Below are 12,717 nucleotides of genomic sequence, written 5' to 3' on the forward strand. Positions count from 1 at the left end.
CGCCGCGGCGCCAAGACCCGGGACATCCCGGTGATCATGCTGACGGCCCGGGGCGAGGAGGGAGACCGCGTCCGCGGCCTCGATTCCGGTGCCGACGACTACGTCGCCAAGCCGTTCTCGACGCCGGAGCTGATGGCCCGGATCAAGGCGGTGCTGCGCCGCACCTCGCCGTCCAGCGCTGGCGATGTCCTCAGCTACGCCGATCTCAGCATGGATCTCGGCGGCCACCGCGTCCGCCGCGGCAACCGCGACGTCCATCTCGGCCCGACCGAGTTCCGTCTGCTGCGCCACTTCATGCAGCATCCGGGCCGGGTGTTCAGCCGCGAGCAGCTGCTCGACATCGTCTGGGGCCACGACGTCTATGTCGAGCCGCGGACCGTCGACGTGCACATCCGCCGGCTGCGCAAGGCGCTGAACGACGAGAGCGAGACCGATCTGATCCGCACCGTCCGCTCCGCCGGCTATTCGCTGGACGTCCAGGCCCAGGTCTGATCCTGCCCGCGGACTGGAACTATCGCCCACGGCTGATGTTGTCTTTCGGCAAACGGCACGGAGATGTCGCGTGAGCAAGGATTCCTGGCTGTTTCTCCGCATCTGGGCCCGCGCACCGCTGAAGGTCGCGGCCTGGGCGCCCTCGGGCCCGGCCGTCGCCCGCGCCTTCGCCCGGCATATCGATCCCCGCTGCACCGACCCGGTGCTGGAGCTCGGCGCCGGCACCGGCAGCCTCACCGAAGGTCTGCTGGCGACCGGGCTGCCGCCGGAGAAGCTGGTGGTGGTCGAGAAGATGCCGGAGTTCTGCGCCGTGCTGCGCCACCGCTTCCCCGGCGTCACGGTGCTGGAAGGTGACGTCGCCGAGATCGGCCCGATGCTGGACAAGGCGGGCATCAAGCGCTTGTCGATGGTGGCGTCCAGCCTGCCGATCATCTGGTTCCCGCTCGACCTGCAGCGGCAGATCATCGACGCCGCCTTCGCCCGCATGGGCCGGTCCGGACGATTCCTGCAGCTGACCAACCAGATCCTGTCGCCGCTGCCGCGGCGCAAGCTGGGGCTGCAGGGCCGCATGGTCGATTTCGTCTGGCGCAACCTGCCGCCGCTCGGCGCTTGGAGCTATCGCCGTCCTGCGGGCCTCGCCGACGCGACCTGACGTCGAGCCCCCCTTCCGAACAGCGTCATTGCGAGCGCAGCGAAGCAATCCAGGGGCCGGTGCGCACCAGCCCCTGGATTGCCTTGTCGGCTTCGCCTCCTCGCAATGACGAAGGCAGGCCCGACACCGGTCTAAAAGAAGAAGCCCGCGCCACCCCTCGGGGCGGCGCGGGCTTCTGTCTGTCGAAGGCCCTTTACTTGCCCGGCGCGTTCGGCACGAACCAGCCGCTGGGCAGGCCGTTGGCCTGGCGGCGCGGCTCGCTGGCATCGGCGACCTGCTGAGTCTGGGCCCGGCCGGCCTTGGCCGAGGCCAGGCGGACCGGCGGGGCATCGGGGATCGGCGCCATCCGGGTCGGCGCCACGGCGGCGGCGCGGGCGGCCAGAACCGGGGCAGGCGCAGCGGCCGCGACCTGGACCGGGGCAGCCTGAACCTTGGCCGGAGCATCCGGGATCGGTGCCATCCGAATCGGCGCCGGACGGGCGACCGGGGTCGCGGCGGCGACCTGGGTGCTGCCGTCGGGGATCGGCGCCATGCGCACCGGGGCCGGGGCGACCGGGCGGGCCGCCGGGGCCGCGGCTGCCACCTGGGTGCTGGTGCCGTCCGGGATCGGCTGCATCCGCACGACGCCGGGCTGCTGCACCACGCGGACCGGCGGCAGCGCCGAGGCGGTCACGGTGCTCGAACCGTCCGGGATCGGCTGCATCGCGGCGACCACGGTGGTGCCGCGGGTCGACGAGCCGTCGGGGATCGGCTGCATGGCCGCGACCACCGTGGTGTTGCGGATCGACGACCCATCCGGAATCGGCTTCATCGCCGCCACCACGACGGTGTTGCGGGTGGAGGAACCATCGGGGATCGGCGCCATGCGGATCGTCGCCGGCACCTTCTGCTGGATCTGGGCGGCGGCGTACTGGGTCATCCGGTCGGTGTCGCCGTCGCGGCCCGGCATGATGCCGGCGATCTGCGGGGCGATGATGTCCATGTAGCGCTGTGTCTCGCGTGGCAGCGGGCGGCCTTCCTCGACATACTGGCGGTACCGCTCCGGCCCGGCATTGTAGGCGCCGAGGAAGCCGGGATAGCCGTACAGGTCGTACATCTCGCGGATATAGGCGGCGCCGGCCAGGATGTTGTCGCGCGGCTCGTAGGCGTCGGGGCCCAGGCCGTGCACGTAGCGCAGCTCCTCATAGGTGCCGGGCATGACCTGCATCAGCCCCATGGCGCCGGCATGGCTGGTGATCGGCTGGCCGCCCTTCCAATGGGTCTGGCCGCCGCTCTCCACCTGCATCACCGCGCGGATCCACTGCTCGGGGATGTTGAAGCGGCGCGAGGCGTCATGGATCTCGGCGCCCCAGGGGCCGCTGGCGACCACGGGTTTGGGCTTCGGCGCCTCGGCGCAGGCGGCGAGCAGGCTCGCGAGCAAGGCCGTGGCCGCAACCGTCCTGGTCCAGCGGGTTGTCCCTGGCATCTTCCCCTCCATGCTCCCCCAAAACCAAAAGCCCGGCAGCGGCGCTGCGGGGCCTCAAAATTGACACAGGCCCTTAACGTATACGGACAAGTGCTTCATTTAAAGAGGAAAAACGCGAACACCAACCCCCTCGGCGGCGCATTTCCTAGGCAGGATGCTGACTGAGAGCGGGCAATCCGTCGAGCGAAATCGTCACATGAATGATGCCGGGCTCGTCCGCCACGTCCTCCCGGGCGAATCCGAGCTCCCGGGCCATGCGCAGCATGCTGGTGTTCTCGCGCAGCACCTCGCCGAAGATCCGCTTCAGCCCGCGGTCGCGGGCATAGTCGATGATCTCGGTCATCAGCCGGTGGCCGAGGCCCAGGCCCTTGAGGTCCGAGCGCACCATGATGCCGTATTCGGCGGTCTCGCCGTCCGGGTCGGCGATGATGCGCACGGCGCCCAGGATGACGCGCCGCCCGTCCTCCTCGGCCTCGGCGGCCAGCGCCATCTCGCGGTCATAGTCGATCTGGGTCAGCCGGGCGGCGAATTCGTGGCTGAAGCTGCGCATGGCGCTGAAGAAGCGCAGCCGCACATCCTCCGGGCTCGACCGCTGCAGCATCTCGCGGATCGCCGGCTCGTCCTCCGGCCGCACCGGCCGCAGCGTGATCTCGCGGCCGTCGCGCAGGGTCAGCTGCTGCACCAGCCGCTGCGGATAGGGGCGGATGGCGAAGCGCGGCGTGCCCAGCGGCAGCGGCGGCCGCACCCGGATCGCGGCGCCGGGGGCCAGCACCCCGCCGGCGCCGGCCAGCAGCGGGTTGATGCGCAGCGTCGTCACCTCCGACAAGTCGGCTGCCAGCTGCGACAGCTTGACCAGGGTCAGCGCCACGGCGTCCAGGTCGGCCGGCGGCCGGCCGCGATAGCCCTGCAGCAGCCGCCACACCCGGGCGCGCATCATCAGGTCGCGCGCCAGCACGGCGTTCAGCGGCGGCAGGCCGGCGACGCCGTCATGCAGCAGCTCGGCCGCGGCGCCGCCCTGGCCGAACAGCAGCACCGGGCCGAACAGCGGGTCGTCATCGATGCCCAGCACCAGCGGATGCGCCTCGGGCGGCGGGGCGGCGTCCTCGGCCGCCAGCGGGATGCGATAGGCCTCCAGCACCGACCGCGCCTCGGCCGGTGTCAGCTCCGCCCGGCCGTCGGCCAGTGCCGCGGCGATCACCGCCCGGGCGGCTTCGGCATCCGGCTCGAACTCGTCGGGCAGGGCCGGCGGGGTCTGCATCAGCAGCATCTGGTTCCGCCGGTGCCGGGCCAGATGCATGAAGGCGCGGGCCGCCTGACCCGGCGTGTCATAAGCGGGGATATGCGCCTCGGCGAACAGCTGCCGGGCCTCGGCGGCGGCGCCCAGCCAGCTGGCCAGAACCGGCGGGCGGCGCCCGTCGCGCTTCGCCGCGCCGGCGACCACGCCGGCCACCGCCCGGGCGGCCTCGACCGGGTCGGCGATGGCGCTGGGGCCGTCGACCACCAACACCGCATCGTGGCCGGGATCGGCCAGCAGCGCCTCCAGCGCCCGGGCGAAGCGCTCGCCCGGCGCCGCGTCGCCCAGGTCGATCGGGCCGGAGGAGGCGGCGGCCGCTCCCTTCGGCAGCACCGTCTGCAGCCGCACCAGCGTCGTCTGCGCCGGCGCGGCCACGACGCCGCCGGCCTCGGCCAGCGCCTCCGCCGCCAGCAGGCCGAGGCCGGAGCCGTTGGTCAGGATCGCCAGCCGCTCGCCCCCGACCTTCAGGCCGCTGGCCAGGGTCTCGACCGCGTCGAACAACTCGGCCAGGTCGAACACCCGCAGCATGCCGGCGCGGCGGAAGGCGGCGTCATACACGGCATCCGGGCCGATCAGCCCGTCGGCGTCGCCGGCCCCCGGAGCGCCGCGGCCGGGCCGGATCACCACCGCCAGCCGGGTGCGCGCGGCGATGCGGGCGGCCGACATGAATTTGCGGGCGTGGCTGATGGTCTCGACATGCAGCAGCACCGCGCGGGTGCGGGCGTCGGCGGCTAGCCAGTCCAGCATGTCGGCGACGTCGACATCGGCCATGCCGCCCAGCGAGACGACATGGCTGAAGCCGATGCCGCGCCGGGTGGCGCGGTCCAGCACCGCCGCGGCGACCGCGCCGGACTGGCTGACGAAGGCGAGGTCGCCGGCAATCGGCGCGACATGGCCCAGGCTGGCATTGACGCCGTGATGCGGCACCATCAGGCCGAAGCCATCGGGGCCAAGGATGCGCAGCAGATGCGGCCGGGCCGCGTCCAGCATCGCCTGGCGCAGCCGGGTGCTCTCAGTCCCCTTCGCCGCCGGCGGGCGGTCGGTGCCGACGATGGCGACGGCGCGGGTGCCGCGGCCGCCCAGCTCGGCGATCAGCCCGGGCAGGCTCTCCGGCGGCGCGGCGATCACCGCCAGGTCCGGCGCCGCCGGCAGGGCCGAGATAGTGGGGTAGGCGAGGGCGCTGCCGACCGAGCGGGCGCCCGGGGTGACCGGCATCACCGGCCCGTCGAAGCCGCCGGCGAACAGGTTGCGGGCCAGCACGGCGCCGACCGGGCCGTCGGCGATCAGCGCGATCGAGGCCGGACGGAACAGGGCGTCAAGATTGCGCACCGACATCGCAGGCTCCCGCCGGACACCATCGCATCAGGGTGGCGGACGGGAGGCGCGGGCTCAAGCGGGGATGTCAGGCTCCCGCGCCGAGCGCCGCCCGGTATCGCTCCGCCATCGCGTCGTCGAAGCAGCAGAAGATCACCCGCTGCACCGCAGGCACCTGCGGCAGCATCTCCCTCACCGTGGTGACGGCGACGCCGGCGGCGCGGTCGGGCGGGAAGCGGTAGATGCCGGTGCTGATGGCCGGGAAGGCGATGCTGGCGCAGCCATTCTCCTGCGCCAGACGCAGCGCGGCGCGGTAGCAGCCGGCCAGCAGGTCGTCCTCGCCGTGATCGCCGCCCTGCCAGACCGGGCCGACGCAATGGATCACGTGCCGCGCCGGCAGCCGGTAGCCCTTGGTGATGCGGGCCTCGCCGGTCGGGCACCGGCCCAGCGTCCGGCATTCGGCGAGAAGCTCAGGCCCCGCGGCGCGGTGGATGGCGCCGTCGACGCCGCCACCGCCCGTCAGGGCGGAATTCGCCGCGTTGACGATCGCGTCGACCCGCAGCCGGGTGATGTCCCCGACCGTGATCTCCAGCGACGCGGTCACCGCGCGGCGTCCATCGGGATTACTCCGCGGCGCTCTTCTTCTCGGCCTTGGCGCGCTCGATGCCGTCGACGATCATCTCCGCCGCCCGCTGCGGGCCGTCCCAGCCCATGATGCGGACCCACTTGCCCTTCTCCAGGTCCTTGTAGTGGGCGAAGAAATGGGCGATCTGGTCGCGCAGGATCTCCTGCAGATCCTCGTAGCTCTGCACCTTGTTGTAATAGGGGTGCAGCTTCGACACCGGCACCGCCAGGATCTTCTCGTCCTGGCCGGCCTCGTCCTCCATCAGCAGCACGCCGACCGGGCGGGCGCGCAGCACGGCGCCCGGCATCACCGGCTCGCGGCCGACGACGATGACGTCGACCGGGTCGCCGTCGCCCGACAGGGTGTGCGGAATGAAGCCGTAATTGCCCGGATAGGACATCGCGGTGTGCAGGAAGCGGTCGACGAACATCGCGCCCGATTCCTTGTCGAGCTCGTACTTCACCGGCACCCCGCCCATGGGGTTCTCGATGATGACGTTGACGTCGAAGGGCGGGTTCACCCCGACCGCGATCTTGCTGATGTCCATGTCGGCCCTGGTCTGTGGTCCTCGAGGGTTCCGGGCGCGGACCATAAAGCGGTCCGCGCCCCGCGGCTAGTGCCCAGCCATTCCCTCCCCGCGCATCGCCCCGTCTTTTTTGTGCGGCGCAGCGAAGCCTGTCAGCGCTTCTGGGCGATGACGTCGTAGGCCGCCAGCGCCGCCGCGGTCACGATCTCGTTGACCGTGGCGCCCATCTGCACTACCTGCGCCGGCTTCTCCAGCCCGCACAGCAGCGGGCCGATCAGCGAGGCGCCGGCCAGCTTCTGGATCATCTTGGCGCCGATATTGGCCGCGTTCAGCGCCGGCATGATCAGCAGGTTGGCCGGGCCGGACAGGCGGGCGAAGGGGTACAGCCGCTTCATCAGCGCGTAGTCCAGCGCCACCTCGGCGGTCATCTCGCCATCGTACTCGAAATCGACCCCGCCGGCCTGGGCGCGGGCATCCATGATCGTCACCGCGTCGCGGATGCGCTGGGTGAACTCGCGCATCGGCTGGCCGAAATTGGAGGAGGAGACGAAGGCCAGGCGCGGCTCATGCCCCAGCGCCCGGGCCTTGGCCGCGGCCTGCAGGGCGATGTCGACCAAGAGGTCCGGGTCCGGCCGCTCATGCACCGTGGTGTCGGCGATCAGCACCGTGCCGCCGCGCACCGTCAGCATCGACAGGCCGAAGGGCACATGCTCCGGCGCCGGGTCGATCACCCGGGTGATCTCCTCGAAGCAGGTGGTGAAATTGCGGGTCAGGCCGGTGACCATGGCGTCGGCGTCGCCATGCGCGACCATGCAGGCGGCGAAGATGTTGCGGCCCTGGTTGACCATCCGCGCCACGTCGCGCTGCAGCAGCCCCTGGCGCTGCAGCCGGCCGTAGACGAAGTCGATATAGCGCTCATTGTGCCGCGACAGCCGGGCGTTGTGGATCTCCAGCTCCGCCACCGTCGCCTCGGGCAGGCCGATCCGGGCCATGGTCTCGCGCACCCGCTCCTCGCGGCCGATCAGGATCGGCGTGCCGTAGCCCTGGGCGCGGAAGGCGATGGCGGCGCGGATCGTCCGCTCCTCCTCGCCCTCGGCGAAGACCACACGGGTGTCGCTCGACGCCACCTTGTCGAAGATCAGCTGCAGCTTGTCCGCGGTGGGGTCCAGGCGGCGGCGCAGGCTCTGGCGATAGGCGGCGACATCGGTGATCGGCTTGCGGGCGACGCCCGATTCCATCGCGGCCTGGGCGACGGCCAGCGGTACCTCCTCGATCAGCCGCGGGTCGAACGGCACCGGGATGATGTATTCCGGCCCGTAGCGCAGCCGGCGGCCGGAATAGGCGCTGTCGACCTCGTCCGGCACGTCCTGCCGGGCGAGGCGGGCCAGGGCATGGGCTGCGGCCAGCTTCATCGCCTCGTTGATGGTGCGGGCGCGGACGTCCAGCGCGCCGCGGAAGATGTAGGGGAAGCCGAGGACGTTGTTGATCTGGTTCGGATAGTCCGACCGGCCGGTGGCGATGATCGCGTCGCGGCGCACGGCGCGGACCTCGTCCGGCGCGATCTCCGGGTCCGGGTTGGCCAGGGCGAAGATGATGGGCTTGTCGGCCATCGACTTCACCATCTCCTGGGTCATCGCGCCCTTGACCGACAGGCCGATGAAGACGTCGGCGCCCTTCACCGCGTCGGCCAGCGTCCGGTGCGGCGTGTCGACGGCATGCGCGGCCTTCCACTGGTTCATGCCCTCGGTGCGGCCCTGGTACACCACGCCCTTGCTGTCGCACAGGATGATGTTCTGCGCCGGCACGCCCAGCGACTTGAACAGCTCGACCGAGGCGATGGCGGCGGCGCCGGCGCCGTTCAGCACCAGGCGCGTGTCGCCGATGCTGCGGCCGGTCAGCTCCAGCGCGTTGATCAGCCCGGCGGCGGCGATGATCGCTGTGCCGTGCTGGTCGTCATGGAACACCGGGATGTCCAAGAGCTCGCGCAGCCGCGCCTCGATCACGAAGCAGTCCGGCGCCTTGATGTCCTCGAGATTGATGCCGCCGAAGGACGGGCCCAGGAAGCGCACGCAGTTGACGAATTCGTCGACGTCGCGGGTGTCGACCTCCAGGTCGAAGCCGTCGACATCGGCGAAGCGCTTGAACAGGACGGCCTTGCCCTCCATCACCGGCTTGCTGGCCAGCGCGCCCAGGTCGCCCAGGCCCAGCACCGCGGTGCCGTTGGAGATCACGGCGACGATGTTGCCCTTGGCCGTGTAGTCGTAGGCCGTGGCCGGATCGGCATGGATCCTGAGGCAGGGCGCGGCGACGCCGGGGGAATAGGCCAGCGACAGGTCGCGCTGGGTGGTCAGCGGCTTGGTGGCGCTGATTTCCAGCTTGCCGGGGCGGCCCTGGGCGTGCAGGGCGAGGGCATCGTCGTCGAGCGAGGTCTTGGTTGTCATTGTTATCCGGCGGCGCAACGGGACGGGCCGAGTAATGGACCCTTCGGCGGGACGGACCGTCAAGCCCTTACGGGCAGGGGCGACTGTGGCTTCGATGCAACGTCGCGCCATCTTCGCGCGGCCTCTTGAAAAGCCGCTTGCGCAGCGCAGCGGCGATCCCGTACTCCTTGGGACCACTCCAATTCCAGGGAGGATCGTGCAATGACCTTCGCTTACAATCTCCGCGGCAAGGCCGCCTGAGCGTCTGCACGATCAGTTCTCGTCGACTCACGACCTGACATTTTCCCTGCGCTGACCTGATCGCTGCCGACACGCCGGACGACCCTCACGGGCCGCCTCCGACGACTCCGCATCCGATCGTCCCTTCAACCGTCTACCCCCATTCCGCCCGGCATCCCGCCTGGCGGATTCGCCCCGTCCGACTCCCATCGGCTTGCCCCAATTGGCTTGACCATTGGCGGCCGGACGGTTTTCCCACCTCCAGATCTGTTGGAGATCATCATGCACATCTCGACCGAGAAGCGTGCCTTCCGCCCGTCCCTGTCGCTCGTCGTCGTCGCATTTGCGGAGCTGGGTCGCGTCCTCGTGACGCCGCGCCGGAAACCCCGCGACACCGACTCGCTGAGCGAGCATCTGAGACGCGACGTCGGGCTACGATCTTGATACGGGCGCGGGGCGGGGCCTTCGGATTCCGCTCCGCCGCTTCCCGTCCTTAGATCGACCGCCGTCCTTTCGCCTCGGGCCGGGCGCGACCGCACGTCGCCGCCCGGGCAGCGGGGCATCCGACGTTGGATAGGACTATAATCATGTACGCATATCGTGCGCCGCCCCAGCCGGCCGCGCCCGCGGTGCGGCTTGTCCCCCTGGTCACCGCGCAGGACCGGGCCGTGTTCGGCTCGCTCCGCGTCGCGCCGGGCCAGGCGGAATTCGTCGCCAGCAATGCGGAGTCCATCGCCGAGGCCGATGAGTCGCCCTGGTGCGTGCCGCTCGGCGTCTGCGACGCCGCGCATGGCGGGCCGGTCGGCTTCGTCATGCATGCGCTGGACCCGCAAGACGGCCATCGCTGGATCTACCGGCTGATGATCGATGCCCGCTACCAGGGCCGTGGCTTCGGCCGCTCCGCCCTGCGGGCGACGCTGGGCATCCTCGACCGGCTGCCCCGCGGCGAGCGGGTGCTGCTCGGCGTCGTGCCCGGCAACGCCGCCGCCCGCCGGCTCTACGCCTCCGAGGGCTTCGTCGAGACCGGCGAGACGCTGGGCGACGAGCTGGTGCTGCAGCGCGCCCTGCACCGAGTCGAGGCCGCCTGACCGGCGGCCTCGGCGTTCCCTTCCGTTTTAGACCGGTTGAAGCAGGAGATCGGCGCAACCGCGTTCCGGCTTCGTCCCTTGCGTGCTAGGGTCCGCGCTTCGCCGATCCGATCCCGCTTGCCGTGCCGAACGCCTTGCCCGACAGCAGCACCCCCGCGACGACCGACAGCCCCGTCACGCCGATGATGGCGCAGTATCTGGAGGCCAAGGCGGCCCATCCGGACTGCCTGCTGTTCTTCCGCATGGGCGATTTCTACGAGATGTTCTTCGACGACGCGGTCAAGGCCGCGGCGGCGCTCGACATCGCCCTGACCAAGCGCGGCCAGCACCAGGGTGAGGACATCCCGATGGCCGGGGTGCCCGCCCACAGCCACGAGGCCTATCTGGCCCGGCTGATCCGCCAGGGCTTCCGCGTCGCCCTGTGCGACCAGACCGAGAGCCCGGAGGACGCGAAGAAGCGCTCCGGCAAGACCCTGGTGCGGCGCGAGGTGGTGCGCATCGTCACCCCCGGCACCGTCACCGAGGATGGCCTGCTCGAACCCCGCGCCGCGAATCATCTGGTGGCGCTGGCCGATGTCGCCGGCACGCTGGCCATCGCCGCGGTCGACATCTCCTCCGGCGAGCTGGTGACCGAGCCGACGGCGCCCGACCGGCTGGCCGCCGCTTTGGCCCGCTTCGACCCCAGCGAGATCCTGCTGCCCGAGCGGGTGCTGCAGAATCCGGATCTGTTCGAGCTTTTGGGCGAATGGAAGATGCGGCTGACGCCTCAGCCGGGCGCCCGCTTCGACAGCGAGAACGGCCGCCGGCGCCTGCAGGACCTGTTCCATGTCGGCACGCTCGATTCCTTCGGCAGCTTCGAGCGCGCCGAAGTCGCGGCGGCCGGCGCCCTGGTCGACTACATCCAGCTGACCCAGAAGGCGTTGCCGCGCCTGTCGCCGCCGCGCCGCCTGCCGCGCGGCGCGGTGATGGAGATCGACGTCGCCACCCGCCGCAACCTGGAGCTGACCCGGACCCTGTCGGGGGACCGCCGCGGCAGCCTGCTGGCCGCGATCGACCGCACCGTCACCGGCCCCGGCGCCCGCATGCTGGCCTCGCACCTCGCGGCGCCGCTGACCGACCCCGAGGCGGTGGCCGAGCGGCTCGACGCCGTCCAGGCGCTGGTCGAGGACGGAAGGCTGCGCGACGACCTGCGCACGCTGCTGCGCGCCTGCCCGGATGCGGAGCGGGCGCTGACCCGGCTCGGCCTCGGCCGCGGCGGGGCGCGCGACTTGGCGGCGATCCGCGACGCGCTGCGCCAGGGCGGCGCTCTGCGCGAACGGCTGGGCGCGCCGCGCTTCCTCGACCTGCCGCCGCTCCTGTCCCGCGCCGCGGCGGAGCTGGGCGAGCACGACGCGCTGGTCGACCGGCTGACCCGGGCGCTGGCCGAGGAACTGCCGCTGCTGGTCCGCGACGGCGGCTTCATCGCCGCGGGCTATCTGCCGGAGCTGGACGAGGTCCGCACCCTGCGCGACGAATCCCGCCGGCTGATCGCGGCGCTGCAGCAGCGCTATGCCGACGAGACCAGGATCGCGACGCTGCGGATCCGCCACAACAACGTCATCGGCTATCACATCGAGGTCTCGGCCAACCAGGCGGACAAGCTGCTGCAGCCGCCGCATGCCGGCACCTTCATCCACCGCCAGACCATGGCCTCGGCCATGCGCTTCACCACGGTGGAGCTGAGCACGCTGGAACGGTCGATCGGCGAGGCGGCGGACAAGGCGTTGGCGCTGGAGCTGCGCCTGTTCGCCGAGCTGGTGGGCGAGGTCACCGGCCGGGCCGAGGCGATTTCCGGCGCCGTCCGCGCCCTGGCGTGCTTCGACGTCGCCGCCAGCCAGGCCGAGCTGGCGGTCGAGCGCCGCTACTGCCGGCCGAAGGTGACCGGCGATACCGGCTTCCGCATCAAGGGCGGCCGCCATCCGGTGGTCGAGATCGCCCTGGCCGAGGCGCAGGCCGGCCCCTTCGTCGGCAATGACTGCGACCTGTCGGACGACCGCCGGCTGTGGCTGCTGACCGGCCCGAACATGGCCGGTAAGTCGACCTTCCTGCGCCAGAACGCGCTGATCGCGGTGCTGGCCCAGATGGGCGGCTTCGTGCCGGCGGAGGAGGCGGAGATCGGCGTGGTCGACCGGCTGTTCAGCCGCGTCGGCGCCGCGGACGACCTGGCCCGCGGCCACTCCACCTTCATGGTCGAGATGGTGGAGACGGCGGCGATCCTGAACCAGGCCGGCCCGCGGGCGCTGGTCATCCTCGACGAGATCGGCCGCGGCACCGCCACCTTCGACGGCCTGTCGATCGCCTGGGCCTGCGTCGAGCACCTGCACGAGACGACGCGCTGCCGGGCCCTGTTCGCCACCCATTACCACGAGCTGACGGCGCTGCAGGCGCGGCTGAAGCGGCTGGCCTGCCACACCATGCGGGTCAAGGAGTGGCAGGGCGACATCGTCTTCCTGCACGAGGTGGCGCCGGGCACGGCCGACCGGTCCTACGGCATCCATGTCGCCCGGCTGGCCGGGCTGCCTGCAGCCGTGGTCGGCCGGGCGACATGGATGCCGTAGGACC

At 71.4% G+C, this 12,717-nt stretch carries 10 protein-coding genes; 5 read left to right on the plus strand and 5 right to left on the minus strand.

The window, feature by feature from the left end; all coding sequences use genetic code 11:
- Together ABDW35_RS20295 and ABDW35_RS20300 are read left to right on the plus strand one after the other, a co-directional pair.
- Positions 1-492 (plus strand): winged helix-turn-helix domain-containing protein (locus tag ABDW35_RS20295; protein WP_343715697.1); only part of this gene is annotated, 492 nt, incomplete at its 5' end.
- Positions 493-562: 70 nt separating this feature from the next.
- Positions 563-1,144, plus strand: coding sequence for an rRNA adenine N-6-methyltransferase family protein (locus ABDW35_RS20300; RefSeq protein ID WP_343715698.1), 582 nt, complete (start codon positions 563-565; stop codon positions 1,142-1,144).
- A gap of 193 nt (positions 1,145-1,337) precedes the next feature.
- On the opposite strand, the gene ABDW35_RS20305 is transcribed toward ABDW35_RS20300, so the two are convergent.
- The 5 genes from ABDW35_RS20305 to ABDW35_RS20325 form a co-directional block, all read right to left on the minus strand.
- Complete coding sequence (locus ABDW35_RS20305; RefSeq protein WP_343715699.1) at positions 1,338-2,609, minus strand: lytic transglycosylase domain-containing protein; 1,272 nt, start codon at positions 2,607-2,609, stop codon at positions 1,338-1,340.
- A 145-nt stretch (positions 2,610-2,754) separates the two neighbouring features.
- The gene (locus ABDW35_RS20310) at positions 2,755-5,238 is read right to left on the minus strand and encodes a GNAT family N-acetyltransferase (RefSeq protein WP_343715700.1); all 2,484 of its coding nucleotides are present in this window, start codon (positions 5,236-5,238) and stop codon (positions 2,755-2,757) included.
- A 67-nt stretch (positions 5,239-5,305) separates the two neighbouring features.
- On the minus strand, positions 5,306-5,821 hold the full coding sequence (locus ABDW35_RS20315; protein ID WP_343715701.1) for an O-acetyl-ADP-ribose deacetylase: 516 nt from the start codon (positions 5,819-5,821) through the stop codon (positions 5,306-5,308).
- A gap of 19 nt (positions 5,822-5,840) precedes the next feature.
- Positions 5,841-6,389 carry an inorganic diphosphatase gene (gene ppa / locus ABDW35_RS20320; protein ID WP_343715702.1) on the minus strand — a complete coding sequence of 183 codons (549 nt, stop codon included), beginning with the start codon at positions 6,387-6,389 and terminating at the stop codon, positions 5,841-5,843.
- Between the two features lie 131 nt (positions 6,390-6,520).
- On the minus strand, positions 6,521-8,809 hold the full coding sequence (locus ABDW35_RS20325) for an NADP-dependent malic enzyme (protein WP_343715703.1): 2,289 nt from the start codon (positions 8,807-8,809) through the stop codon (positions 6,521-6,523).
- Positions 8,810-9,310: 501 nt separating this feature from the next.
- Between ABDW35_RS20325 and ABDW35_RS20330 the strand changes: the two genes are divergently transcribed.
- The 3 genes from ABDW35_RS20330 (at position 9,311) to mutS (ending at position 12,713) form a co-directional block, all read left to right on the plus strand.
- Positions 9,311-9,472, plus strand: coding sequence for a hypothetical protein (locus ABDW35_RS20330; protein WP_161790479.1), 162 nt, complete (start codon positions 9,311-9,313; stop codon positions 9,470-9,472).
- Between the two features lie 143 nt (positions 9,473-9,615).
- Positions 9,616-10,116, plus strand: coding sequence for a GNAT family N-acetyltransferase (locus tag ABDW35_RS20335; protein ID WP_343715704.1), 501 nt, complete (start codon positions 9,616-9,618; stop codon positions 10,114-10,116).
- Between the two features lie 182 nt (positions 10,117-10,298).
- Entirely contained in the window at positions 10,299-12,713 is a 2,415-nt protein-coding gene (gene mutS, locus ABDW35_RS20340) for a DNA mismatch repair protein MutS (RefSeq protein ID WP_343715705.1), read from the plus strand.
- Positions 12,714-12,717: the final 4 nt, after the last annotated feature.

The organism is Inquilinus sp., assembly GCF_039594555.1.
In the GTDB taxonomy this organism is placed as follows: Bacteria; Pseudomonadota; Alphaproteobacteria; order DSM-16000; family Inquilinaceae; genus Inquilinus.

What these genes read in the sequence shown, in the direction of transcription:
- ABDW35_RS20335 (WP_343715704.1), top strand. Translation starts at nt 9,616, where the DNA reads ATGTACGCATATCGTGCGCCGCCCCAGCCGGCCGCGCCCGCGGTGCGG.
- ABDW35_RS20325 (WP_343715703.1), bottom strand. Translation starts at nt 8,809, where the DNA reads ATGACAACCAAGACCTCGCTCGACGACGATGCCCTCGCCCTGCACGCC.
- ppa (WP_343715702.1), bottom strand. Translation starts at nt 6,389, where the DNA reads ATGGACATCAGCAAGATCGCGGTCGGGGTGAACCCGCCCTTCGACGTC.
- ABDW35_RS20305 (WP_343715699.1), bottom strand. Translation starts at nt 2,609, where the DNA reads ATGCCAGGGACAACCCGCTGGACCAGGACGGTTGCGGCCACGGCCTTG.
- ABDW35_RS20310 (WP_343715700.1), bottom strand. Translation starts at nt 5,238, where the DNA reads ATGTCGGTGCGCAATCTTGACGCCCTGTTCCGTCCGGCCTCGATCGCG.
- mutS (WP_343715705.1), top strand. Translation starts at nt 10,299, where the DNA reads ATGATGGCGCAGTATCTGGAGGCCAAGGCGGCCCATCCGGACTGCCTG.
- ABDW35_RS20330 (WP_161790479.1), top strand. Translation starts at nt 9,311, where the DNA reads ATGCACATCTCGACCGAGAAGCGTGCCTTCCGCCCGTCCCTGTCGCTC.